At 63.4% G+C, this 24,916-nt stretch carries 22 protein-coding genes and 1 tRNA gene; 14 read left to right on the forward strand and 9 right to left on the reverse strand.

From position 1 onward, the window contains the following. Window positions 1–71 precede the first annotated feature (71 nt). Window positions 72–995 carry a fumarylacetoacetate hydrolase family protein gene (locus ACLBXN_RS17030; protein WP_447612925.1) on the reverse strand — a complete coding sequence of 308 codons (924 nt, stop codon included), beginning with the start codon at window positions 993–995 and terminating at the stop codon, window positions 72–74. Window positions 996–1,204: 209 nt separating this feature from the next. On the opposite strand from ACLBXN_RS17030, the gene ACLBXN_RS17035 reads away from it, so the two are divergent. Further along, complete coding sequence (locus tag ACLBXN_RS17035; RefSeq protein ID WP_043003323.1) at window positions 1,205–2,512, forward strand: Glu/Leu/Phe/Val family dehydrogenase; 1,308 nt, start codon at window positions 1,205–1,207, stop codon at window positions 2,510–2,512. A gap of 197 nt (window positions 2,513–2,709) precedes the next feature. Here ACLBXN_RS17035 and ACLBXN_RS17040 read toward each other — a convergent pair. Further along, a tRNA-Met gene (locus ACLBXN_RS17040) sits at window positions 2,710–2,786 on the reverse strand. Between the two features lie 181 nt (window positions 2,787–2,967). Here ACLBXN_RS17040 and radA point away from each other — a divergent pair. The 5 genes from radA to ACLBXN_RS17065 all read left to right on the forward strand — a co-directional run bounded on the left by radA (window position 2,968) and on the right by ACLBXN_RS17065 (window position 7,525). Next, window positions 2,968–4,353: a DNA repair protein RadA gene (radA, locus tag ACLBXN_RS17045; protein ID WP_003059793.1), complete on the forward strand. Its 1,386-nt coding sequence runs from the start codon at window positions 2,968–2,970 to the stop codon at window positions 4,351–4,353. A 180-nt stretch (window positions 4,354–4,533) separates the two neighbouring features. Next, a complete protein-coding gene (locus ACLBXN_RS17050; protein WP_447612926.1) occupies window positions 4,534–4,989 on the forward strand; it encodes a glycerate kinase in 456 nt (151 codons plus the stop codon). Between the two features lie 81 nt (window positions 4,990–5,070). Continuing rightward, window positions 5,071–6,009 (forward strand): branched-chain amino acid transaminase, encoded by a 939-nt coding sequence (locus ACLBXN_RS17055; RefSeq protein WP_003059799.1) that lies wholly within the window; start codon window positions 5,071–5,073, stop codon window positions 6,007–6,009. A 140-nt stretch (window positions 6,010–6,149) separates the two neighbouring features. Then, window positions 6,150–6,359 carry a zinc-finger domain-containing protein gene (locus ACLBXN_RS17060; RefSeq protein WP_003059801.1) on the forward strand — a complete coding sequence of 70 codons (210 nt, stop codon included), beginning with the start codon at window positions 6,150–6,152 and terminating at the stop codon, window positions 6,357–6,359. An 80-nt stretch (window positions 6,360–6,439) separates the two neighbouring features. Next, the gene (locus ACLBXN_RS17065; RefSeq protein ID WP_447612927.1) at window positions 6,440–7,525 is read left to right on the forward strand and encodes a glycosyltransferase; all 1,086 of its coding nucleotides are present in this window, start codon (window positions 6,440–6,442) and stop codon (window positions 7,523–7,525) included. Here the strand turns inward: ACLBXN_RS17065 and ACLBXN_RS17070 are convergent. Next, window positions 7,515–8,279 carry a glycosyltransferase family 25 protein gene (locus ACLBXN_RS17070; RefSeq protein WP_447612928.1) on the reverse strand — a complete coding sequence of 255 codons (765 nt, stop codon included), beginning with the start codon at window positions 8,277–8,279 and terminating at the stop codon, window positions 7,515–7,517. The genes ACLBXN_RS17065 and ACLBXN_RS17070 overlap by 11 nt on opposite strands. A 74-nt stretch (window positions 8,280–8,353) precedes the next feature. Here ACLBXN_RS17070 and ACLBXN_RS17075 point away from each other — a divergent pair, with 74 nt between their 5' ends. Further along, entirely contained in the window at window positions 8,354–9,658 is a 1,305-nt protein-coding gene (locus ACLBXN_RS17075) for an O-antigen ligase family protein (protein WP_447612929.1), read from the forward strand. Here the strand turns inward: ACLBXN_RS17075 and ACLBXN_RS17080 are convergent. Then, window positions 9,649–10,548, reverse strand: a complete 900-nt coding sequence (locus ACLBXN_RS17080; RefSeq protein ID WP_447612985.1) for a lysylphosphatidylglycerol synthase transmembrane domain-containing protein — start codon at window positions 10,546–10,548, stop codon at window positions 9,649–9,651. The two genes, ACLBXN_RS17075 and ACLBXN_RS17080, sit on opposite strands and share 10 nt — an antisense overlap. A 32-nt stretch (window positions 10,549–10,580) precedes the next feature. Then, complete coding sequence (locus ACLBXN_RS17085; protein ID WP_447612931.1) at window positions 10,581–11,597, reverse strand: glycosyltransferase family 2 protein; 1,017 nt, start codon at window positions 11,595–11,597, stop codon at window positions 10,581–10,583. 265 nt (window positions 11,598–11,862) lie between these two features. Between ACLBXN_RS17085 and ACLBXN_RS17090 the strand changes: the two genes are divergently transcribed. Continuing rightward, window positions 11,863–13,242: an ArnT family glycosyltransferase gene (locus tag ACLBXN_RS17090; RefSeq protein ID WP_447612932.1), complete on the forward strand. Its 1,380-nt coding sequence runs from the start codon at window positions 11,863–11,865 to the stop codon at window positions 13,240–13,242. Further along, window positions 13,239–14,249 carry an NAD-dependent epimerase gene (locus ACLBXN_RS17095; protein ID WP_447612933.1) on the forward strand — a complete coding sequence of 337 codons (1,011 nt, stop codon included), beginning with the start codon at window positions 13,239–13,241 and terminating at the stop codon, window positions 14,247–14,249. The genes ACLBXN_RS17090 and ACLBXN_RS17095 overlap by 4 nt, the downstream gene beginning before the upstream one ends. Before the next feature lie 153 nt (window positions 14,250–14,402). Here the strand turns inward: ACLBXN_RS17095 and ACLBXN_RS17100 are convergent, their stop codons facing one another. From ACLBXN_RS17100 to ACLBXN_RS17110, 3 genes are all read right to left on the reverse strand, one after another. Next, window positions 14,403–15,623 (reverse strand): HAMP domain-containing sensor histidine kinase, encoded by a 1,221-nt coding sequence (locus tag ACLBXN_RS17100; RefSeq protein ID WP_043003212.1) that lies wholly within the window; start codon window positions 15,621–15,623, stop codon window positions 14,403–14,405. After that, complete coding sequence (locus ACLBXN_RS17105; protein ID WP_343676984.1) at window positions 15,623–16,354, reverse strand: response regulator transcription factor; 732 nt, start codon at window positions 16,352–16,354, stop codon at window positions 15,623–15,625. The genes ACLBXN_RS17100 and ACLBXN_RS17105 overlap by 1 nt, the downstream gene beginning before the upstream one ends. A 143-nt stretch (window positions 16,355–16,497) precedes the next feature. Beyond that, window positions 16,498–17,856, reverse strand: a complete 1,359-nt coding sequence (locus ACLBXN_RS17110; RefSeq protein WP_447612934.1) for an AmpG family muropeptide MFS transporter — start codon at window positions 17,854–17,856, stop codon at window positions 16,498–16,500. A gap of 103 nt (window positions 17,857–17,959) precedes the next feature. On the opposite strand from ACLBXN_RS17110, the gene ACLBXN_RS17115 reads away from it, so the two are divergent. From ACLBXN_RS17115 to ACLBXN_RS17130, 4 genes are all read left to right on the forward strand, one after another. Then, window positions 17,960–18,655 (forward strand): helix-turn-helix domain-containing protein, encoded by a 696-nt coding sequence (locus ACLBXN_RS17115; protein WP_447612935.1) that lies wholly within the window; start codon window positions 17,960–17,962, stop codon window positions 18,653–18,655. 109 nt (window positions 18,656–18,764) lie between these two features. Continuing rightward, window positions 18,765–19,637 carry a DMT family transporter gene (locus ACLBXN_RS17120; protein ID WP_447612986.1) on the forward strand — a complete coding sequence of 291 codons (873 nt, stop codon included), beginning with the start codon at window positions 18,765–18,767 and terminating at the stop codon, window positions 19,635–19,637. A 37-nt stretch (window positions 19,638–19,674) separates the two neighbouring features. Further along, window positions 19,675–20,502 (forward strand): M48 family metallopeptidase, encoded by an 828-nt coding sequence (locus ACLBXN_RS17125; RefSeq protein WP_211458107.1) that lies wholly within the window; start codon window positions 19,675–19,677, stop codon window positions 20,500–20,502. Window positions 20,503–20,598: 96 nt separating this feature from the next. Beyond that, window positions 20,599–22,275 carry an acyl-CoA dehydrogenase family protein gene (locus ACLBXN_RS17130; RefSeq protein ID WP_447612936.1) on the forward strand — a complete coding sequence of 559 codons (1,677 nt, stop codon included), beginning with the start codon at window positions 20,599–20,601 and terminating at the stop codon, window positions 22,273–22,275. Window positions 22,276–22,281: 6 nt separating this feature from the next. On the opposite strand, the gene ACLBXN_RS17135 is transcribed toward ACLBXN_RS17130, so the two are convergent. Beyond that, entirely contained in the window at window positions 22,282–23,184 is a 903-nt protein-coding gene (locus ACLBXN_RS17135; RefSeq protein WP_003059848.1) for a helix-turn-helix transcriptional regulator, read from the reverse strand. 167 nt (window positions 23,185–23,351) lie between these two features. On the opposite strand from ACLBXN_RS17135, the gene ACLBXN_RS17140 reads away from it, so the two are divergent. Continuing rightward, window positions 23,352–24,914: a 3,4-dehydroadipyl-CoA semialdehyde dehydrogenase gene (locus ACLBXN_RS17140; RefSeq protein WP_447612937.1), complete on the forward strand. Its 1,563-nt coding sequence runs from the start codon at window positions 23,352–23,354 to the stop codon at window positions 24,912–24,914. The last annotated feature ends 2 nt before the right edge of the window (window positions 24,915–24,916 follow it).

Here is a 24,916-nt window from a genome sequence, read left to right on the forward strand (position 1 = left end):
CAGAATAAAAAGTATCTGAAATCATTCATCAACAAGCGGTAGAAGCTCCTTTTTTATGCCGCCAGGATGGATCAGAACTGCCAGCCCAGTGCGCCCAGGCCGTCGAACTCCATCTCGAAGCGATCGCCGGCCTGAAGCGGCATGCAGCCGCACCAGGTTCCTGTCGTCACCACGGTGCCGGCAGGCACGCTGCCGTATTCGCGCGCCACATGCTGCAGCCAGTCCACCAGCAGCCAGGCCGGATCGCCCAGGCTGTGCGTTCCGGTGAAGCGCTGCGGCGAGCCGCCATTCACGGTCACCGTGCACAGCTGCTGCGCCCAGTCGCGCCCGGCGATGACGGAAGCGCTCTGCCACTCGCCCAGCGCCAGTCCGCCATGGCACTGGCCGTCCGCCAGCAAGGCCAGGGCCGGGGCCTTGGTGCCGTCGCGCCAGCGCACATCCACCCATTCCACGGCCACGCAGACGGCGTCCACCAATGCCAGCGCACTGTCGTAATCGAGGGCTGCGGCCTGCTCTGCGCTCACCTCCCGGCCTATGCGCAAGGCGATCTCGGCCTCGGCATTGCGCAGATTGAAGACAGTGGCCGGCGCAGGCACCGGATTCAAGCCCTGACGAATGCCGTCCTCGGGCAGCGGCACATGCAGCAGCGCGGCATTGCGCCCCGGGCCGCCGGACTTCCAGTAGCGCGGCGCGCGATCGGCGGGCCACCAGTTCCAGCTGCGCGCCAGCGCGCTCTGCACGGCACGCGCATCGGCGGCCTCGCGCATCAGCACTGCCACGTCGGCGCCCCGGGCCTGGGCCGTGCCCAGCTTGCGCGACCACCACAGCGCATCGGCCGTGGCATAGCTGTCTTCAGGCAAATCGGGCCACAGTGCCTTCCAGTCAGGCAGCACCTCGTCCTGCGTCTGCAGCTCGGGCGCCAGGCCTATGGGCGGGGTATTCGCAAACGGTGCAGGGCCGCACCAGCCGCTTTGGCAATCTTGGTTTTCAGACATGGCGGCAATGATGGCAAATTTCCTGTCGCCCCGCCACTCATCCGGCACCCGGACCGCATCCAGAGCGGCTTTCCGATGGTTATGCACAAAACGCATAGCATCTCAAACAAGAAGCCTTGGACAGGAAAATTCGGCGCGCGCACACTGTGAATCCCGGACAGCAAGGGCTTACAACGACCTTGCTCCACTCAGTCAACCAGGCCTACATCATGCAAGCCAAAGACTCTTCAGCGCTGTCCACAGCGCATGCTCTGCCTTCCTACCTCAACCCCGATCATCTCGGTCCCTGGGGCATTTATCTGCAACAGGTCGACCGTGTCACCCCCTATCTGGGCTCGCTGGCCCGCTGGGTGGAAACGCTCAAGCGCCCCAAGCGCATCCTGGTCGTCGATGTGCCCATCGAGATGGACGATGGCCGCATCGCCCACTTCGAGGGCTACCGCGTGCAGCACAACCTGAGCCGCGGCCCCGGCAAGGGCGGCGTGCGTTTCCACCAGGATGTGACGCTGTCCGAAGTGATGGCCCTGTCGGCTTGGATGAGCATCAAGAATGCAGCCGTGAACGTGCCCTACGGCGGCGCCAAGGGCGGCATCCGCGTCGATCCGCGCCAGCTGTCCAAGGCCGAACTGGAGCGCCTGACCCGCCGCTACACCAGCGAAATCGGTCTGCTGATCGGCCCCACCAAGGACATTCCGGCACCTGACGTGAACACCAACGGCCAGGTCATGGCCTGGATGATGGACACCTACTCCATGAACACGGGCGCCACGGCCACCGGCGTGGTCACGGGCAAGCCCGTGGACCTGGGCGGTTCGCTGGGTCGCGTCGAGGCCACAGGCCGCGGCGTGTTCACCGTGGGTGTGGAAGCTGCCAAGCTGACCGGCCTGAATGTGCAGGGCGCACGCGTGGCCGTGCAGGGCTTCGGCAATGTGGGCGGCACGGCAGGCAAGCTGTTTGCCGACGCCGGCGCCAAGGTCGTGGCGGTGCAGGACCATACGGGCACCATCCGCAACGCCAACGGCCTGGATGTGGCGGCCTTGCTGGAGCATGTGGGCAACACCGGCGGCGTGGGCGGCTTTGCCGGCGCCGAGGCCATGGATGCAGCCGACTTCTGGGGCGTGGATTGCGACATCCTGATCCCCGCGGCACTGGAAGGCCAGATCACCAAGGACAACGCAGGCCAGATCAAGGCCAAGCTGGTGATCGAAGGCGCCAACGGCCCCACCACCCCCGAGGCCGACGACATCCTCAACGAAAAAGGCGTGCTGGTTCTGCCCGACGTGATTGCCAATGCCGGCGGCGTGACCGTGAGCTATTTCGAGTGGGTGCAGGACTTCTCCAGCTTCTTCTGGACCGAGGACGAGATCAACGCCCGCCTCGTGCGCATCATGCAGGAAGCCTTTGCCGGCGTCTGGGCCGTGGCTCAGGAGCACAAGGTGACGCTGCGCACCGCCACCTTCATCGTGGCCTGCAAGCGCATTCTCCACGCCCGCGAAGCGCGCGGCCTGTATCCATAAGCAGACCCTGAGGCGCTTTGCGCCTCCCCTGGCCGGGCGCCCCCTCTCCACAGGCTTCGTGCCAACGGAGGGGGCGATGCCTTCGCCGGGGCAACCCGGCCGCGAGGCGGCACTTGCTCGGCATCTCTTTCTTGGGATGTGCCTGTTTTAGTGCGAGCACAACGAAAAAAGCCTTCTGTTTCCAGAAGGCTTTTTGTTGGTTGCGCGAGAAGGATTTGAACCTCCGACCTTTGGGTTATGAGCCCAACGAGCTACCAGACTGCTCCATCGCGCGGTAATTTGTTTCTCAACAGCAGCTGCTGTGTCGATAGGCGCAATTGTAGCCTAAATCGGCCTGTCATGCGGAGCAGTTATATAAACGCGCGCTTTTCATGGTTACTGGCTCTGAAATTTGTCGCCCGCTCCGCATGGGCGGCAGCATTTGCGGCCCGGGCCAGTCGGTATAGTTGCCGCCCATGGCCAAAGAGAAAACCACTTTCACCTGCAACGCCTGTGGCGGCACCAGCCCGCGCTGGCTGGGCAAATGCCCGGGCTGCGGCGCCTGGAACAGCCTGGTCGAGACCGTGGCCGACTCCGCCTCGGGCGGTAAGAACCGCCTGAGCCAGCCCCAGGGCTATGCAGGCCTGGCCAATGCCCAGCCCGTCACCCCGCTGTCGGCCATCGAGGCCCAGGATGTGGCGCGCACCCCCAGCGGCATCGAGGAGCTGGACCGGGTGCTGGGCGGCGGCGTGGTCGAAGGCGGCGTGGTGCTGATCGGCGGCGACCCCGGCATAGGTAAGTCCACACTTCTTTTGCAAGCCATGGATGCATTGCACCGTATCGGCCTGCCCACGCTCTATGTGACGGGCGAGGAAAGCGGCGCCCAGGTGGCGCTGCGCTCGCGCCGGCTCGGGCTGGACAACAGCCAGGTCAATGTGCTGGCCGAGATCCAGCTCGAGAAAATCCTGGCCACCGTGGAGGCCACCCAGCCCGCCGTGGTAGTCATCGACTCGATACAGACCGTGTATTCGGACCAGCTTTCCTCGGCTCCGGGCTCCGTGGCCCAGGTGCGCGAATGCGCGGCCCATCTCACGCGTGCGGCCAAGACCACAGGCATCACCATCATTCTGGTCGGCCATGTAACCAAGGACGGCGCGCTGGCCGGCCCGCGCGTGCTCGAGCACATGGTGGACACGGTGCTCTACTTCGAAGGTGACACGCACAGCAACTTCCGCCTGGTGCGCGCCATCAAGAACCGCTTTGGTGCCGTCAACGAGATCGGCGTCTTCGCGATGACGGAAAAAGGCCTCAAGGGCGTGACCAACCCCAGCGCCATCTTTCTGAGCCAGCACAGCGAGCCCGTGCCCGGCAGCTGCGTGCTGGTGACGCTGGAGGGCACGCGCCCCATGCTGGTGGAAATCCAGGCCCTGGTGGACCAGGGCGGCCCGGCTGCGCGTCGCCTCTCGGTCGGCCTGGACCGCGACCGGCTGGCCATGCTGCTGGCCGTGCTCAACCGCCATGCAGGCGTGGCCTGCGCCGACCAGGATGTCTTCGTCAATGCCGTGGGCGGCGTGCGCATCAACGAGCCGGCAGCGGATCTGGCGGTGATGTTGGCAATCACTTCCAGCCTACGCGGCAAGTCGCTGCCCAAGGGCTTTATCGCGTTTGGCGAGGTCGGTCTGGCCGGCGAGGTGCGCCCTGCACCGCGCGGTCAGGAGCGACTCAAGGAGGCGGCAAAGTTGGGATTCACTATCGCCGTGGTTCCCAAGGCCAATGCCCCCAAGAAGCCCATCGCCGGCCTGACCATTCATGCCGTGGAGCGCGTGGATGAGGCCATCAACATCGTGCGTGGCATTGGCTGATGTATTTTGATAGCTGCTTGCGCCTTTCAGCCCTCAATTTCAGCTAATAAATTAGTTGAAATCGTTGATTGAAATACGTATTCAGCTACTGTTTTTGAAAACCCCTTGGTCACAGCAGCCTGTGTGGGCATACGCACTGTCCGCAACCTCAAACCCATACCCTCGTAAGACAATAAGCCCATGAATTTGCGCAATATTTTGGTTCCCCTGGGCTTGATCGTGCTGATGATCGCAGCCTACAACTCTGCGGGCTGGCCTGGCGTGGCGGCCGTGGCAGGCGGCATCCTCATGTGGGGGCTGCTGCACTTCACGCGCCTGATGACCATCATGAAGAAGGCGTCGGACCGGCCTATCGGCTATGTGGGCAGCGCCGTGATGCTCAATGCCAAGCTCAAGCCCAAGGTCCCGCTGGTCCATGTGGTGGCCATGACCCGCTCCCTGGGCCAGCGCCTGTCCGAAGAAGGCCAGAGCCCCGAGATCTACCGCTGGACCGACGGTACACAGTCCCATGTGACCTGCGAGTTCGTCGGCGGCCGTCTCATGAAATGGGAGCTGCAGCGTCCCGAGCCCAAGGAAGACCTGAACCCGACTACTACGGAAGCAACAGCCCGGACATCGGAGCCGACCTCCCCCTAAAATGGCAGCTTCAGGAGACAAGCGCTGCCGCCTATCCGGCAGCAGCGCCCGCCGAACACACAACCCATAGAGGATGGTTTTATGAGCCCTGTTGTTCCCTCGATGTCCGACCGCGACGGAAAGATCTGGATGGATGGCCAGCTGGTGGAGTGGCGCGATGCCAAGATCCATGTGCTGACCCACACACTGCACTATGGCTGCGGCGCCTTTGAAGGCGTGCGCGCCTACGAAACCGAACAAGGCACGGCCATCTTCCGCCTTGAAGAGCACACCAAGCGCCTGTTCAACAGTGCCAAGATCCTGCGCATGCAGATCCCGTTCAGCCAGGAGCAGGTCAATCAGGCCCAGGTCGAGGTGGTCAGGGCCAACGGCCTGAAATCCTGCTATCTGCGCCCGCTGACCTGGATTGGCGACCGCAAGCTGGGTGTCTCGCCCAAGGGCAACACCATCCACCTGATGGTGGCGGCCTGGGCCTGGGGCGCCTATCTGGGCGAGGAAGGCATGCAGCGCGGCATCCGCACCAAGATTTCCAGCTTCACCCGCCACCATGTGAACATCACCATGAGCCAGGCCAAGGCGGTGAGCAACTACACCAACTCCATCCTGGCCAATACCGAGGCTCTGGACGACGGCTACGACGAGGCCATCCTGCTGGACGCATCGGGCTTTGTCTCCGAAGGCTCGGGCGAGAACATCTTTGTGATCAAGGATGGCGTGATCTACACCCCCGACCTGTCCGCCGGCGCACTCAACGGCATCACGCGCAACACCGTGCTGCACATCTGCAAAGACCTGGGCCTGGAAGTGGTGCAAAAGCGCATCACCCGCGATGAGCTGTATATCTCGGACGAGCTGTTCTTCACCGGCACCGCCGCAGAAGTCACGCCCATCCGTGAAGTGGACCGCATACAGATCGGCGAAGGCCGCCGTGGCCCGATTACCGAGAAAATCCAGACGGCCTATTTCGACATCGTCAACGGCCGCAACCCCAAATACGCACACTGGCTCACCAGAGTGTGAATTCCCCTGAGTGGCTTTTCCGCTTCCCCCTTGGGAGGCGCATCGTCGCTCAGGGATGGCCCTTGCTCGGTGCTTCTGACTTCAGTTGCGCCCGCATTGCCGGCCATGCTTCATTTTTGAAAACACGAAAGACACGAGAAATGACCACGAACGCCGTCGTCGAACTGGCCGCCAAAGACCTGAATGCCCAGGGTGGTGTGTTCTGCCCCAGCCCCAAGGCCGATATGAAGCTGTGGAACAGCCACCCCAAGGTCTACCTGGATGTGGCCAAGACCGGCGACGCCAAGTGCCCTTATTGCGGCACGACCTACCGCCTCAAGGCCGGCGAGGTGTTTGCCGGCGGGCATTGATTCCCCCGAGCCCCAAGGCATCTGGTCGCTCCAGCGAACGACCAGATGCTTTTTTCATTTGCGAGCCACGATAGCGAGCCATGCGCATTCTTCACTTTGTTACCGGAGGCTTCTCCGGCGCCACCCAGGTCGCCGTGGACCTGAGCCTGGCCGCGCTGCGCACGCCCGGCCATGAGGTTCTGCTGGTGCTGCGCCGCAAGCCCAGCACGGATGAACGCAAGATCGAGGCCCTGCGCCAGCAAGGCCTGCAGGTCGTCGTGGTGTCCAACTGGCTGCATGCGCTCACCGTCTGGGAGCTGCGCAAGATCATTCGCGGCTTCAAGCCCGATGCGGTGTTCGCCCATGGTTTCAGTGACCATATCTGGGGCCGCCGCGCGGCCGCGGCCGAAGGCGTGGCGCATATCTTTCATGTGGAGCACAACTCGCGCGAGCGATACACGCCGCGTCGTCTGCGCCAGGCCCTGGCGCTGGAGCCGTTCACCCAGGCCCACATCGGCGTCTCCGAAGGCGTCAGGACCAGCCTGGTCGAGCGGGGTTTCCCGGCCGAAAAATGCATTGCCATCTGCAACGGCATCGATCTGACGCGCTTTGCCCAAGATGCCATTCCCCAGCACTGGCAGGAGCGCGAGCCGGCGATTTACATGGCTTCACGCTTTGCGCGCCAGAAGGATCACGACACGCTGATCAGGGCCATGGCCGCTCTCAGGCAACGCGGCCTGACGCCCACACTCTATCTGGCCGGTGCAGGCAAGAGTTCGCTCAGGGCCAGAGCCGAGCGGCTGGTGGCCGAACTGGGGCTTGAGCAGCAGGTTCGCTTCCTGGGCAATGTCTCGGACCTGCCCCAGCGACTGTCCAGGACGCAGATCTTTGTTCTGGCCACGCATTGGGAAGGCATGCCTCTGGCCCTGGTGGAGGGCATGGCTGCAGGCTGTGCCTGCGTCGTCTCCGACGTCATCGGAGCCCGGGAAGTCGTAACTCCCGAGGTGAACGGCCTGCGGGTGCAGGAGTCAGACCCCGACTCCATGGCGGATGCACTGCAAAGACTGCTCCAGGACCCAGACCTGGCCCAGCGCCTGGGCTCGGCAGCGCGTGCTCATGCACTCAGCCACTATGGGCGCGAGCAGATGTGGGGCCAATATCAAAGGCTGCTGCCGGTCAAGGCTTGAGCACCGCCGAGACCTGAGGTTTTGCGGCCCGGAAATTGCCCCAGTTCAATGCCAGCTTCATCTTGAATTTGCGTATTTTCTGCAGGCGGTTCGTCGGTGCCGCCTGCTGGGCCCAGATGCTGCTGACCTCGCTGGTGTCGTCCAGGGCAATGACCGAGGGATAGACACCGTAAACACGCAGGTCGTTTTCAAACCAGAAGCGGATATCCACATCCACCGGCCGGTCGAAGGGAACACGCGCCTCCAGCATCTTGCGGGCACCGGAGCGGCTGATGACGTAACCAGCGGCAAAGCTGGGCACCCGCTGATAGGAGATCAGCTGCAAAGACCCTTCTACCAGCGGCCCTTGGTTGGCTATCTTTTCCGGCTCGCGTCCATAGAGCTTGATCATGTCCCAGCTGCCATCGGCGGGCAGGGCTTCGATCGCCGCCAGCGCCTGGGGCAAATCCGGCAGAAGCCGCACATCGTCCTCGAAGACCACCATGGCAGGCGCATCGCCATCCAATAGCTGCTGCCATGACCGCAGATGGCTGGCGTAGCAGCCCTTCTCTCCGTTGCTCAGGGGTTTGAAGTAGCGACCATGGCTTTGAGGGGCACAGAAGTAATGTCTTTGCTCGGCCTGCGACAGATCCGCCCACCACACGGCAGGCAGGCGCGATGCCGCCAGCCCCATTTGCGCGAACTGCGCAGTCATGCGCTCGCGACGCTCCGCGTCCTTGGACAAATTGATAAAGACAATGGGTAATGACGACATACACTTCTGCACCGAACACAAGACCTGCAGTGTAGGTTGAAGCCCATTGCCTCGCAGAAGAACCCGATACAACTATGAATGTGCCTACATCCGTCGCGCCTCAACCCGGCCAGCCCGGCAAGCGGGCGGCTTCCCTTGCTCATGCCCTGGATACCGCCTGCTTTGCATTCTTTGCACTGAGCCTTTGCGTGCCTTCGGGCTACTCCTACGGATCCACGGCCCTGGCTCTTCTGGCTCTGGCCGGTTCCGTCGCCGCTCGCCCCAAAGGCCCTGCTCGGCGTGAAACCCTGGTGCTGGTGGGGCTGATGCTGGTGCTGGGACTGCTCTGGAGCCTGTCCTTTGATCGCTGGTTCTCGGCGGCAGGCTGGGGCTACGGCGCGAAATATGCCTTGGCCGCTCTCAGCCTCTGGTATCTGTGCAAATCGGGTGTCCGGCTCTCGGCCATTGTCTGGGGCCTGGCCCTGGGCTGCGCGGGTGCCCTGGCCATTGCCGTGTACCAGGCCGGCGTGCTCAAGATGCCGCGTGTATCCGGCTTTACCAATGCCATCCAGTATGGCGGCATCGCCATGTACCTGGGTTTTGCCACCTTGTCGCTGGCCGTGCTGGGCCGCTGGAGCAAGTCCCGGGCCGCTGCCCTGGGCCTGCTGGGTGCATGCGGTGTCTTTGCGTCCTTTCTTTCCGACTCCCGCGGCTCCTGGGTGGTGATACCGCTGCTGATCGCGGCCATCTGGCTGATGGCCTGGCTCAATGGCTACAAGCGTCTGGCCAGCATGGCTGCGGCAGCAATGCTCATGCTGGGGCTGATCGTGGCAGTGCCTGCCTACCAAAAGCTGGAACAACGCAGCGCCGAAGCCGCCCGGGAAGTCTCGCAGTATCTGCAGGATCCCCAGAAATATGCGGTGACCTCGGTCGGCCAGCGCCTGGAGCAATGGCGGCTTGCGATTCATCTGATTGAACAGCGCCCCTTCAGTGGCTGGGGACTGGCTGGCTACCCTGCGGCCAAGAAACAGATGGTCGATCAAGGCCTGGCCCATCCCTCGGTCATGGAGTATGGGCATGCGCACAACGAAATCCTGGACATGTGGGTCAAGCGCGGGCTGCCAGGCCTGATCCTGCTGCTGGCGTTCTATGCCGTGCCTGCCGCGATTTTCTGGCCCACGCCGCGCCGGCTGGCACGTGCCGATGCGGCGCAGCGCCCCAGGCTGCTGGCCCTGCGTGCAGCAGCCACCCTGCTGCCACTGGCTTATTTCGGCTTTGGCTGGACCCAGGTATTCTTCGCGCACAACAGCGGCAACATGTTCTACATCTTCAGCCTGGCCGTGCTCTGGGGCGGTATCTGCAGGCTGGAAGCCCGGGCTCCCGCATCGGCTCAGGACTGAGCCCTGCCCGGCAAGCCCAGGGCCAGGGCTCCCAGAGCCCCCTGGCCCAAGGCAAAGACACCATACAAGAGGCCGACCCCGACGGCCAGAACCGCAGGCACGCCGAACGGAGCCAGCGCCGCAACGGCTGCGGCTTCACGGGTGCCCCAACCGCCCACACTCACAGGCAGTGCCGCCATCAGGAATATGGGGGCGATGACGAAGCCCCAGGCAGCCGGCGGCAAATGCAGGCCCAGAGCCATGGCGCCACAGGCCAACGCTGCGGCGGACAGCAATTGCACCAGGGCCGAGGATGCGGCTTGCAGCCAAAGCTGGGACAGAAAGTCGGGGCTGTCGGCTGCCATGCGCACAGGCTCCAGCCAAGCGCCGGGCAGCCTGAACCAGTTGCTGCGCAAACCCTGCAGCAAGGCCCAGGGCAGCAGCAGCCAGATCACGGTGACAGCAAGCAGCAGCGTGATGAAGAGAGCGGTATTCAGGCGCACCCAGGGAGCCAGGGTGGAAGCGCAAGCCACCGCACCCAGACCGCCGATCGCGCACAGCATCCACAGGCCGCTGACCCTATCGAGAATCACCGAGAGATTGCTGGCCGCCTTGGCCTGCCCGGTCTTCTGCAGCGCTATAGCGCGATAGACATCACCGCCCACCACAGCGCCGGGCAGCAGCACATTCAGGCCGATGGCCTGAAAGTACCAGCGCATGCTTGAGGCCACCGGCATCTGGGCCCCCAGCCACCGCGCCATGGCACGCCAGCGCCATGCCGAGACGACGTTGGAGGCGATGGAAATCCCGAAACCTCCCAGCAGCCACCAGGGGTTGGCCTGTTGCAGCCGGCCCCAGAGTTGAACGGGGTTGGCGAAGTAGACAACGGCGGCCAGCAAAGCGATGCCCATCAGGGCCCGGACAAACGCCTTACGCGTCTTGCTCACAGGAGCGTGGTCTCGGTTTTCGCAGCCTTGTTTTCGGCCCTGTATTCGACGGAGCCGTAATCCTTGGCGTAGTACTGAAGACCGCTGCCCGACTCGTAATAGATACGTGTCAGCAGCTCGCCGATCAGACCTGCCGCGATGAACTGCATGCCCATCAGCACCAGCATGACCCCTGCCATCAACAGGGGGCGGCCGCCAATCGATTCACCCATGATCTTCTGCGCCAGCAGCCACAGCAGAATCAGCACGCCAGGCGTGGCCATCCACAGTCCCATGCCGCCAAAGGCATGCAGCGGGCGCTGGCGAAAACGCATGAAGAAGACAATGAAGATCAGATCCAGAATCACCCGGAAAGTGCGATCTATGCCGTACTTGGAGACACCGCGCGTGCGTGCATGGTGACGCACCGGAATCTCCGTGATACGCGCGCCGGCATCACGCGCCAGCGAGGGAATGAAGCGGTGCATCTCACCATACAGGCGAATGCGGTCGATGATTTCGCGGCGGTAGGCCTTCAGTGCGCAGCCGTAGTCATGCAGCTGCACATTGGTGAACTTGGAAATCAGGCGGTTGGCCAGCACCGAAGGCAGACGACGCGACAGCGCCTTGTCCTGGCGGTTCTTGCGCCAGCCCGAGATCATGTCCACATCGGGATCGTTTTCCAGACGCTCCAGCAACAGCGGAATGTCGCCGGGTTCGTTTTGCAGGTCGGCATCCAGCGTGACCACATAACGGCCGCGCACGCGGTCAAAACCGGCCTGCAGGGCGCTGGACTGCCCGTAGTTGCGTACCAGACAGACGGCACGCACCCAGGGATGCTGTTCGGCCAGCTCGCGCAGACGCTTGGCACTGCCATCCGTCGAGCCATCGTCCACCGCAATCAGTTCGTAGCTCAGCGGCTGGGTGCGCATGGCCTCGTCAATACGGGCCACCAAGTCGGGCAGATTATCGAACTCGTTATAAACAGGAACAACGATGGAAACTTCGGGATTGGAATCGTGCACGGACGTCATGCTCAATGATTTTGGATAACAGTCACCTATACTAACTGAATACCCCAGGTGCCATTTGCGCCAGGCCCATTGTTTGGCCTGCAAAGCCAAGCGCAATCGTAAGTGCGCACTATCAAAACATGTGCACTCGCCAAATCCTATGGCATCAAACTCCTCGACTTCTATTCGCCCCGACTGGCAGCAAGCCCTATATGCCAAGCCATGGATATGGCTGGCTCTTTTAGTTTGTGCCCATATCGTTTCCCGCATCAGCATTTCCGCGGGCATGAAATGGGATGAGTCCGAACAGATTCTCTGGGCCCAGCAATTGCATCTGGGTTATGGCCCGCAGCCGCCTCTGTATACCTGGATGCAATGGGCGGTCTGCCAGGTTCTCGGCCCCTCGGTGCTGGCACTGGCCCTGCTCAAACATCTGCTGATCGCCCTGACCTATTGCCTGGCCTGGCTGGCGGGCCGGGAGTTGCTCGATCGCAAGGGCGCTTGGTGGGTGGCCGCAGGTCTGCTGCTGATGCCGCCTTTCGGCTGGGACTCGCTGCGTGACCAGACCCATACGGTGATGGTGACGGCCATGACCATGGGCTTGTGGTGGGCGGTACTGCGCCAGGTTCAAAAGCCGCAAGTCATTAATTTTGTCTGGATCGGCCTCTTCTGCGGTCTGGGCATGCTGTCCAAATACAGCTATGCCATGCTCATTGGCGCCTTGTTCGTGGCCTCCATGACGGTGACACAGGTACGTCGCGCCATCTTCGCCAGGGGCTGGTGGCTGGCTCCGCTGGTGGGCTTGCTGGTGTTTGCGCCCCATGCCTTCTGGCTGGCCTCGCACTGGGGCATGGCAACCACCGAGACCGTACAGAAGATGTCCATCTCCACCGAGGCTTCGCATCTGAAAGGTCTGGGCAATCTGCTCAAGGCCCTGCTTTCCACCCTGGGTCTGTGGCTGATTGCCGCCGTGCTCAGCTATCGCTCCAGACTCTGGAAGCCCGGCACCGACGCGTCTTTGCCCAGCCAGGAATGGGCCAGGCCTTTGCTGCGCAACTACCTGCTCATCATTGCTGTCTGCCTGCTGGGCATGGTGCTGGCAGCTGATGTCACGGACTTCAAGCAGCGCTGGATGCTGCCTCTGACGGCCATTGCACCACTGGCCCTGTATGTCTGGCGCCCGGCACTGCTGGAGCAGGGCGTGGGCCGCATGTTCACCGTCTTCGTCATCGTCTTTGCCCTGATCTTTCTGATCATGGCCACGCTGCGCCCCTGGCAGGGCGGTCGCAAGAACGATCCCGACGAGCTCAACCATCCGGTCAAGACACTGGCCCAGGAACTGCGCAAGGCCGGTTATGAGGGCAAGGGCGTCATCGTCGGCTCGGACCATATGATGGCTGCCATGCTGCATTCGCAGTTCCCGCAAACCTACGCCCTGGGCTGCTCCGATGGTGCACAGCTGAGGCAGTGCCTGTCTCAGGCCGGCGCCGATACCGCAGGCGGCCTGCTGTTGATCACACGCGCCGACAAGCCCGTCGCGGGCTGGTGGGACGGCATCTTCACCACCCAGGCAAAAACCGCGCTGCAGACACTGAACATGCCTTTCGAGAAAATGCCTGCCAGCGCAACACCTGCGCAATACCAATATCTCTGGATTGCCCCATGAATCCCGTTCTGATCACCGGCTGTGCCGGCTTTATCGGCATGCATTGCGCCAAGCGACTGCTTGAGCAAGGTGTGCCCGTGGTTGGCATCGACAACCTCAACAACTACTACGACGTGGCGCTCAAGCATGCCCGCCTCGCCGAGTTGCGCCCACACGCCCACTTCCGCTTTGTGGAACTCAATCTGGCGGACCGGCAAGGCATGACCGACCTGTTTGCCGAGGTAGCCCCCAGCAAAGTTCTGCACCTGGCCGCACAAGCCGGGGTGCGCTATTCCATCGATCAGCCCGACGACTACACCGACTCGAATCTGCTGGGCTTTGGCAATGTCCTGCAAGGCTGCCGCAAACACCAGGTGGAGCATCTGGTCTATGCCAGCAGCTCCAGCGTCTATGGTGGCAACACCAAGATGCCGTTTGCCGAAAGCGATGCGGTGGACCACCCCATCAGCTATTACGCAGCCACCAAGAAGGCCAATGAGCTGATGGCCCATAGCTATGCGCACCTGTACGGCATTCCCACCACAGGTCTGCGCTTCTTCACGGTATATGGTCCCTGGGGCCGCCCCGACATGGCCTTGTTCAAGTTCACCAAGGCCATGCTGGCCGGCGAGAGCATCGATGTCTATGGCGAAGGCAAGCTGGTGCGCGACTTCACCTATATCGACGATATCGTCGAAGGCGTCATGCGCGTGCTGGACAAGCCCGCCACGCCCGACGCCAGCTATGACAGCCAGAACCCCAACCCTGGCACCAGCACTGCGCCCTATCGCATCTTCAATATCGGCAACAGCGCCCCCACCGTGCTGATGGACTACATCGCCGCCTTGGAGGGCGCCCTGCAAATTACCGCTCGCAAGCAAATGCTGCCCATACAGCCCGGAGACATGCACAGCACGTCGGCGGACACAAGAGCCCTGCAAGCCTGGGTCGGGTTCTCGCCAGCCATGCCCATGGCCACCGGCGTGCAGCATTTTGTGGATTGGTATCGCTCTTTTTATCGCGTGTGAAAGCTGATGTATTTGTGACTCTTGGGGGCCACAAGATCTGGGAGCCAGCCATGGCCTGGGCTATGTCTCCATAGGCCGCCCCGCCCAAACACCGCACAGAAACAAAAAGCCCCGCAGGCCGAAACCTGCGGGGCTTTTTTTGGGGGAGCCGGATCAGACCAGAGGCAGACAGATCACAAAGCTCGCACCGCTACGGCCGTCCTGGCGTGCCTCGCAGTGCACCGTGCCACCATGCCGCTCGGCGATCGAGCGCACCAGCGACAGGCCAAGACCCACACCGCCGGAGCGCTCGCTGGCGCCAGGCAGGCGATAGAACTTTTCGAAAATACGCTCACGCTGCGCCTGGGGAACGCCAGGGCCATGGTCCTCGACGCGAATCACGGCCATACCGTCCTGCCTGGACAAGGACAGCGTGATCTCGCCCTCGCTGTAGCGGCGCGCGTTCTCCAGCAGATTGCGCACGGCGCGGCGCAGCAGTTTCGCGATACCTTGCACCTCCAGCGGACCATCGGTCTGCATCTCCAGATCGGCATCGATGCGTGCACATTCCTCGGCCGCCAGACCGATCAGATCGACCGACTCCACCGTGCCCACATCGACCTCGCTGGAGTCCAGCCGGCTGGCCAGCAGGATCTCGTCAACCAGTTGATCCAACTCGCCAATATTGCGCTGGATCTCGGCCTTGGCACGTGCACTGGCCGGATCGTCGCCCATGAACTCCAGGCCCATGCGGATGCGCGTCAGCGGCGAACGCAGCTCATGCGAGGCATTGGCCAGCAGAGACTTGTGAGAGGTCATCAAGGTCTCGATACGCGCGGCAGCGGCATTGAACTGGTGTGCAAGATCCGCCACCTCATCATGGCCATGCTCGGGTACGCGCACCGACAGATCGCCCTCGCCGAAGCGCTTGACGCCGCGCTGCAGGTTTTCCAGACGTTTGAGCAGGCGACGAATGATGGGGAACACGCCCACAACCACCGCCACGCCGACCAGGCCCAGCATCCACAGAAAGCCGAACGGTGGCCGCAGCCAGAAGGCCACGGCACCATCACGCGGCGGAGGGCGGCCCTCACGCCACTCGCGCGGCGCCATCCACAGCTCATAGACCTGCCCGTCCCTGGCGGCAATTTCAAAACGCACGCCATCTACGGGCGAGCCGGAGATGCGGTTGCCACGCCCCTCCACCAGCACCTCGCCCTCGGGACCTTTGAGCACCATCTCGCGCGATGGCGGGGTGGTGCTGTTCTGCGCGCGCTGTTCCTCGGCAATATTCCAGGCCCAGGCCACGCAGAGCGTGAGCACGGCCACGCCGACCACCACGGCCAGCCAGATGCGCAGATACAGGCGCTGAGAGAAGACATGCAGCAGCTTCATCAGTCTTGTTGCTTGGCAAAAACATAGCCCACACCGCGCACCGTGAGAATGCGCTTGGGAGCCTTGGGGTCAGCCTCGATCGCGGCGCGGATGCGGCCCATGTGCACGTCGATCGAACGATCGAAGGCCTCCAGTTCGCGGCCTCTCACGGCTTCCATGATCTGGTCGCGCGTCAGCACGCGACCGGCGCGCTCGGCCAGCGCCACCAGCAGATCGAACTGGTAGGAAGTGAGATCGGCCTGCTGCTCGCCCACCGACACGGTACGGGCATCACGATCGATTTCCAGGCTGCCGAAGCGCATGACGGCATTCGCGGGTGCCGTCTGGCTCTCGCCACCTTTGCGGCGCAGGATGGCGCGAATGCGGGCCAGCAGCTCGCGTGGCTCGAAAGGCTTGGGCAGATAGTCGTCGGCGCCCAGCTCAAGGCCGATGATGCGGTCCATGGGATCGCCCTTGGCGGTCAGCATCAGCACCGGGACCTGTGCGGGGGCACCAGGCATGGAACGTATGCGGCGGCAGACTTCAAGGCCGTCCATATCCGGCAGCATCAGGTCCAGGATCACCAGATCGGGCAGCTCGACCGAGCCGCCATCGCTGGGCTGCAGCTGTTCCAGGCCGCTCTTGCCATCGGCCATATGGGTCACTTCCAGGCCGTTATTGCCCAGATAATCGCTCACCATTTGCGCCAGGCGAACGTCGTCCTCAATCATCAGAAGTTGGTGCGTGCTCATAGGGGGCAGTGTAGTCATGCTCGCGCCTCGATATTTCTTCAAGGCACCATGCTGCAGCACGCAGATGATCTGCTCTTGTCTGGCGCGTAAAGTTCGGTAAACGCTACACGCCTCAAAAAACAATAGCTAACAGCGCTTTCCCATCAAGCACCAGAGCCCATTTTCACTCTTGATGCCAGGAAAATCAGCAGCAGCACCGGGAAGCCCATCAGCGCCGTGGTGTGGAAGAACGACTCGTAACCATAAGTATCGACAAACACCCCCGAGAAGCCCGCCAGCCACTTGGGCGCCAGCAGCATCATGGAGCTGAACAGCGCATATTGCGTAGCCGAGTACTGCACATTGGTCAGGCCCGAGAGATAGGCGATGAAGGCTGCCGAGGCGATCCCCCCGGCGAGATTGTCGGCACTGACCACCCAGACCAGCGCCGCGACGTCGTGGCCGCGCGTGGCCAGCCAGGCAAACAGCATATTGGTGCAGGCCGACAGCACGGCTCCCAGCATCAGCACACGCATCACGCCCCAGCGCACGGCCATGGTGCCGCCCACGAAGCCGCCCAGCAGCGTCATGATGACGCCGAACACCTTGGTCACGGCTGCCACCTCTTCCTTGGTGTAGCCCATGTCCACATAGAACGGGTTGGCCATGATGCCCATGACCACGTCGCTGACGCGATACAGGCCGATCAGCGCCAGCAGCAGCAGCGCCTGCCACCGATAGCGGCCGATGAAGTCGGCAAATGGCGCAATCAGCGCGCCCTTGATCCATTCGGCGGCATTGCGTGCCGGTGCCATGGGGCGGGTTTCAGGCTCGGGCGAGAGCAGCACCGTGATCATGCCTACCAGCATGCTTGCCGCCATGGCCGTATAGGCCACATGCCAGGCTTGCACCATATAGCCCTGCACATCCCCCTGCACCTGTGCCGCCACCCACAGAACGCCGGCTCCGGCCCAGATCATGGCTAGGCGATAACCGGTCTGGTAGGTGGCAGCCAGGGCCGCCTGGTCGTCGAGCTTGGCGGACTCTATGCGATAGGCATCAAGCGCTATATCCTGCGTGGCCGAGCCGAAAGCCACCAGCACTGCGCACCACACCAGGGGTTGCAGCGATTGCTTGGGGTCCATGAACGACATGCCAAGCAGGCCCGCCACGATCAGCAGCTGCGAAAACAGCAGCCAGCTGCGGCGGCGGCCCAGCATCCGCGTCAGCGCCGGCAGGGGCAGACGATCCACCAGCGGAGACCACACCCATTTGAAGGCATAGGCCAGACCCACCCAGCTCAGGAATCCGATCGTCGTGCGGTCGATATCGGCCTCGCGCAGCCAGAAGCTCAGGGTACCCAGCACCAGCAGCAAAGGCAGGCCGGCCGAAAAGCCCAGAGCCAGCATGCGCAGGCTGGTGGGTTGAGCGTAGACCTTGAAGGCCTGACTCCAGCTGCGCTTGGGCTTGATGGCGACGTCTGCGGAAGAGGGATTGCTGCTTGTTTGGGACGACTCGGTCATGGTCTGATTCTCTGAGGCAGAGGGCATTATCGGTTGCCCGTGCCAGTCGCCGGGCGCTACCATTGCCCCGACCGCCGTCTCTTTCTGTAAGCAGGATTGACCCATGAGCCGTGACACCGCATCCCCGCGCCCTGTGCTTGACCAGGCACAGGCATCGGTGCGCAGTTACAGCGGCGAGCATCAGGCCCATGCCCACGACTATGTCCAGATCCTGTTTGCGCTGCAGGGCCGCATGGAGCTGGAGGTGGCCGGCAGACCCAGCTTTGTAGACAGCGCCTGCGGCATGGTCATCCCTGCAGGGGCCGACCATGGTTATCTGGCCGCGCCGCAAACCCAGGTACTGGTGATCGATGCGCCCATGGCCGAGGGGCTGGACAAGCTGCGCCGCTTTGCCGTGCCACCGGCGCTGCGCTTTCCTCAGTCGAGCCTGTCGGCCGCCGCGCAAATGGCACTGGTGCTGCAGGCCCCAACCTTGCTGCAGCGGCGTGGACTGGATCTGCTGCGGCTGCAGCAGCAGGTCCAGGCCGCCTTGCACGAAAGCTGGCCCACGGCCAGACTGGCGGGCTTGATGCACCTGAGCGTGGCCCAGTTCCATGCCCGTTTTGTGGAGCTGACTGACCGCACCCCGCAGGACTGGCTGCGCGGCCTGCGTCTGGATGCTGCCGTGCTGCAGCTCAAACAGGGGACGGCACTCGAAGCGACCGCCTTGCGCTGCGGCTACGCCTCGGCAAGCGCCCTGGTCTATGCATTGCGGCGCGAACGCGGCGTGACATCGCGTCAACTGCGTGAGCCGCGTTGAGCCGGCGCACTTCAAGCGTTTCTCGACAGATGGGCGGCCCGGGCCCGCGCATGATGGCTCACTCATGTCTGTCACTTCCGCTATCTCTTCCTCATCGTCCCGAAATGCTTTGGGTCCTGTCGGTCTGGTACTGGCCGCCGCCATGCTCTGGGGTACCACGGGCACGGCACAGTATTTCGCGCCCGCACAGCTCTCGCCCTACTGGGTGGGCGGCCTGCGCATGGTCATGGCCGCACTGTTCTTTGGCGCGCTGGCGCTGCTGCTGGACCGAGGCCATGCACGCCAGCCCATGCGCTGGGCGCGTATCGTGTTCTGCGGCCTCTGCATGGCCATCTACAACCTCAGCTTCTTTGCCGGCGTCAAGGCCAGCGGCGTGGCCCTGGGTACGGCGCTGGCCATAGGCAGCGGCCCCATCTGGGCCGGTCTGATGCAGGCCGTGGTGCAAAAGCGCATGCCCAGCTCCCAATGGTGGCTGGGCACCTGCACCGGCGTGGGCGGAGGCATTGTCATGGCGCTGGCCGCCAGCGACAGACAGCATCTGCCATGGGCGGGCATGGCCCTGTGCCTGCTCGCCGGTCTGTCCTACGCCGCCTACGCCCTGGTCAATCAGGCCCTGGTGATGCAATCGCGTGTAGCCACGGTCAATGCCTGGGTCTTTGCCTATGCGGCCCTGCTGTCGCTACCCGTTTCGGCCTGGCTGGGCGGGCCGCTGCAGATCAGCGCCGAAGGCTGGGCCGTGGTGATCTATCTGGGCATGGTCGCCACGGGATTTGCCTATCTGCTGTTTTCCGTGGGCCTGCGCGGCATGTCTGCCGCGACCGGTGTGGCCCTGAGCAAGGCCGAGCCAATCACCGCCTTTGCGCTGTCGCTGCTGGTGGTGGGCGAGCGGCCGGCCTGGTGGTCCGTGCTGGGTCTGCTCGGCGTGATCGGCGGTCTGTGGCTGGTGGTGCAGGCAGAGCGCAAGACTGCAGAAACCGTCTGACCCGAGGCCGGCTGCAGCTCGCTTAGACTTGGCGCTCATGCACGCCCTCATCTCATCCCTGCGCCTGCCCGCCACCCGCAGTTGCCTGCTGCTTGCACTGGCCTGCGCGCCGCTGATGCCTGCACAGGCGCAGGTGGAGGTCGGCAAGGCATCCGTCATGCGTCAGCTGGTGCCGGCCGAGACGCTGGAGAACTCGGCGACCCAGCAGTACCAGGAGCTGCTGCAGAAAGCCAAGGCCCAGGGTGCGCTGGCAGATGCCGGCAACCCGCAGCTGCAACGCCTGCGCACCATTGCCCAGCGCCTCATCCCTTATGCCGCGCAATGGAATCCGCGCGCCAGCCAATGGCGCTGGGAGGTCAACCTCATAGGCAGCAAGCAGATCAACGCGTTCTGCATGCCCGGCGGCAAGATCGCCTTCTACACCGGCATCATCGACCAGCTCAAGCTCACGGATGACGAGATCGCCATGATCATGGGCCACGAGATGGCCCATGCCCTGCGCGAGCATTCGCGCGAGCAGCTGGCCAAGAACCAGGCCACCAGCATAGGCATATCGCTGGGCGCGCAACTACTGGGTCTGGGCGATATCGGCAATGCTGCGGCACGGCTGGGAGGGCAATTGCTCAGCCTCAAGTTCAGCCGCAACGACGAAAGCGATGCCGATCTGGTCGGACTGGAGCTGGCAGCCCGCGCCGGCTACAACCCGCAGGCCGCTGTGAGCCTGTGGCGCAAGATGGGCCAGGCCACCGGCGAAGGCGGCATAGGCTTTCTCTCCACGCACCCGACAGGCCCCGATCGCATCCGCCAGCTGGAAGGAAACGTGCCGCGCGTCATGGGCCTGTACGAGCAGGCACGCAGGCGCTGAACACCGGCGACAAGGCGGCTGAAAACCCGCTTTTCGCCAGCCATGCGGCGCTCTATATTGGGCTGTGACAAGCGCACAGCACAGGAGTGATCGCACATGCAGGCCCTGGACACCCATGAAGTCTTCAACCAGTTCGATGAGCTGACCGACATCAACCTGCTGCAGGCAGATACTGCCTTGCAGGAAGTGCTGCAGCGCCAGCAGGCCCAGAGCTTTGTACCGGCCCTGAGCCGCTTTGCCCAGCAGCTTGGCGAAAAGCAGAACTGGGAGCATGCCGAGCTCGCCAACCACCATACCCCCGAGCTGCAGCGCTTCGACGCGCGCGGGCGTGTGCTTGATGCCGTGGAATTCCACCCCAGCTGGCATCGCCTCATGGAGCTGTATCGCGAGCAGGGTCTGATCTCTCTGCCCTTCGAGAGCCAGGGTCGCGGTCGCTGGAGCGCCTGGGCCGCCGGCTTCTACCTGCACGGCCAGGTGGAGCAAGGCACGCTATGCCCGGCCACCATGACCACAGCGGCCATCCCCGTGCTGCAAAAAGAGCCGAGGCTCTGGAGCCAGTTGAAGGCCCAGTTGTTCAACCACGAGTACGACGCACGCGATCTGCCGCTGGCCCAGAAAAAATCCATCTGGATAGGCATGGGCATGACGGAAAAACAGGGTGGCTCGGACGTGCGCGCCAACACCACGGTGGCCCGTCCGGTGCATGAGGGCGGCCGCGGCGGCGAATATCTGCTGCGCGGCCACAAATGGTTTTTCTCGGCCCCCATGTGCGACGCCCATCTGGTGGTGGCGCGCATGGCCACGGCAAGCGGCGACCTCGGCGGTCATGCCTGCTTTTTCGTGCCGCGCTGGCGCCCCGATGGCAGCAAGAACCCGGTTCGTGTGCAGCGCCTCAAGGACAAGGTTGGCAACCGCAGCAACTCCAGCGCGGAAGTGGAGCTGCAGGACGCCTGGGGCATTCTCATGGGCGAGGAAGGACGCGGCATTCCCACCATCATCGAAATGGCCAGCTATACGCGCTTGAACTGCGTGCTGGGCAGCGCAGCCATTGTGCGCAGCGCCACCGTGCAGTCGATTGCCTATGCACGTCAGCGCTCGGCCTTTGGAAAGCATCTTGCAGATCAGCCGCTGATGGCCTCCGTACTCGCGGATCTGGCACTCGAAAGCGAAGCCTCCATGCAGCTCGCCATGTATCTGGCGCAAGCCTATGAGTCGGAGGCCGACGGCGACCTGCTGGCTCGTGCCTGGAAACGCATCATGACTCCGGCCGCCAAGTTCTGGGTCTGCAAGCGCTCGGTGGAGATCACGGGCGAAGCCATGGAGGTCTTTGGCGGCAACGGCTATGTGCAGGAAAGCATCGTCTCGCGCCTGTTCCGTGAAGCGCCGGTCAACTCCATCTGGGAGGGCTCGGGCAATGTGATGTGTCTTGACGTTCTGCGCGCCATGGGCCGCGAGCCAGAAGCTGCGCGCCTGCTGCTGCAGGATCTAGGCGATATGGCTGCCGACCACCCCCTGCTGACGGCGATGGCGCAATCGCTGGCCAGGCGCCTGTCTGCCGCACCCGATGCACTGGAGCCGCAAGCGCGCCGACTGGTGCAGGACTTGTGTCTGCTTGCCCAGGCCTGCCTGCTGCACAGGCACGCGCCCGCGGCCATGGCCGATGGCTTCATCCAGACCCGCCTTGGCGCACAAGGCGGGTCCATGGTGGTCGGAGCGTTCGACCCTGCGGGGCTCGATATCGCAGCCATACTTGAGCGCGCCCTGCCCGCCTGAATCCGCTCAGGCCGCGACCAGTGTCTTCAGCTGCCTGAAGCTTTGCGCCAAGCTCTTGCCGCTGGTGTCCAACACATGGTCGGCCTTGGAATAAAAGGCCGATCGGCCGTCCAGAATCCGGCGCAAATCGTCCATGGCCTCAGGGTTGGCCGCCATGGGCCGCGTGTCGCCCTGGGCCACGACACGGCCCATATGCTCGTCGGGCTGGGCCTGCAGCCAGACCGTGGTGCAGTGGCTGAGCAACTCATTGAAGGTCGCGGGGTCCGAGACAATGCCACCCGGAGTGGCAATCACCACATCGCTGTAGATCTGCACAGCCTCTTCCAGTGCACGACGCTCGTAACGGCGATAGGCACCTGCGCCATAGAGGTCGTAGATCTCGCGCACGCTGCAGCCGGCCACCCGTTCGATCTCCTGATTCAGCTCCAGAAACGGCACATTCAGCTGCTCTGCCAGCATGCGGCCCAGCGTGGACTTGCCCGCGCCGCGCAGGCCTATCAGGGCAATGCGAGAAGCCCGGTGCGGGTCTCCACTGGGCGCCGTCCCAAGAATCTCTCCGGCCGCCAGCCGCACGCGCTGCAGATCGGCCTCGCTGCGGCCCTCGAGCAACTCGCGCAGAAGCAGCCATTCGGCGCTGGCCGTCGTCACATCGCCCAGCAACTCGGCCATGCTGCACTGAAGTGCCTGTGCGATCTGCTGCAGCACGAGGATGGAGACATTACCCGTGCCGTATTCGAGATTGGCCAGATGGCGCTCGGACACCACGGCCGCAGAAGCCAGCCCGCGGCGCGTGAGACCGCGGCGCGCACGCAGATTGCGCACCCTCTCGCCCAAGGCCTGCAGCAACGGGCTTTTGCCCGCCTCATCCCCTTCCGCAACCGACGCGGATGCCATGTCTAACTGATCCATAAAGCTCCTCAGAGGCCGTGAATGATAAACAGTCGGGGTTAACGCGAATCATGCAATATATTGCTTGACACTGCATTGTCTCGTATTTATCTTTTAATTGCACGCACAATATTGCATGTTTCACCAAAGATTTGATGCTGATCAGAACAGCACTTCAGGAGACCCCCATGACTGAGTTACTGGCCAACCATATGGCAGGCCGCTGGCAAACCGGCAGCGGCCCGGGCAGTTTGTTACGAGATCCGGTACTGGGGGCCGAGCTGGTGCGTGTCGACGCCACCGGGCTTGATCTGGGTGCCGCCTTTGCCTTTGCACGCGACACCGGAGGCAATGCCTTGCGCGCCCTGAGCTACGCCCGGCGCGCCAGCCTGCTGGCCGATATTGCCGCCGTGCTGCAAAGCCGGCGTGACGCGTACTACGAGATCTCCACCGCCAACAGCGGCACCGTCAGAAACGATAGCGCCGTCGATGTGGACGGCGGTATCTACACCCTGAATCAATACGCCAGATGGGGCGCAGCGCTGGGCGACGCCAGACATCTGAGCGACGGCGAAGCCGTCGCGCTGGCCAAGGACGGAGCCTTTCTGTCCCGCCATATCCAGGTTCCGACGCGCGGTGTGGCGCTGTTCATCAACGCTTTCAACTTTCCTGCCTGGGGACTGTGGGAAAAGGCGGCACCGGCCCTGCTCTCGGGCGTGCCCGTCATTGTCAAACCGGCCACGGCCACCGCCTGGCTGACACAGCGCATGGTCAAGGATGTGATCGACGCCGGCATATTGCCCCCGGGCGCGCTGTCCATTGTCTGCGGCAGTGCCGCCGGCTTGCTGGATCAGCTGCAGCCCATGGATGTGGTCTCCTTCACAGGGTCTGCGGACACTGCAGCGACCATCCGCTCTCACGCGGCCATCAGCCGCCATTCGGTGCGCAGCAATATCGAGGCCGACAGCGTGAACTGTGCAATGCTGCTGCCCGGCCATGGCCCGGACAGCGAAGCCGCCGCCTTGCTGGCGCGTGAAGTGGTGCGCGAAATGACGGTCAAGTCCGGCCAGAAATGCACGGCCATACGCCGCGTGCTGGTGCCGCAGGCCCTGTATGACACCCTGGCCCAGGCCATCAGTGCGCAGCTGGCGAAGATCTCCGTGGGCAACCCGCGCAACGACGCCGTGCGCATGGGATCTCTGGTCAACCGCGAGCAGTACGACAGCGTGCAGCAAGGCCTGGGCCGCTTGCTGGAACACACCACGGCCCTGCATGACGGCCGGCGCAATGCGCTGATCGATGCCGACCCGGCGATTGCGGCCTGCGCCCAACCCGTGCTGCTGGGCACCCAAGACCCCGATGGCAGTGCACTCGTGCATGACATGGAAGTCTTTGGCCCGGTGGCCACGCTCCTGCCCTACCGTGACCTGGCCCATGGCCTGGCACTTGCGCATCGCGGCCAGGGCTCGCTGGTCTGCTCGATCTACGGTGATGACGACCAGGCCCTGGCCGCCAGCGCCACCGAGCTCGCCGCCAGCCACGGCCGCGTGCACGTGGTCACGCCCGCTGTCGCCAAGCTGCATACGGGCCATGGCAATGTCATGCCCCAGTCCCAGCATGGAGGTCCGGGCCGCGCCGGTGGCGGCTCCGAACTCGGCGGCCTGCGGGCACTGGATTTCTATCATCGCAAAAGCGCCATACAAGCTGCACCGCAGGTTCTGCAGGCACTGGCCGAAACGACGGGAGCATGAGC

The organism is Comamonas sp. C24C, from assembly GCF_053345995.1.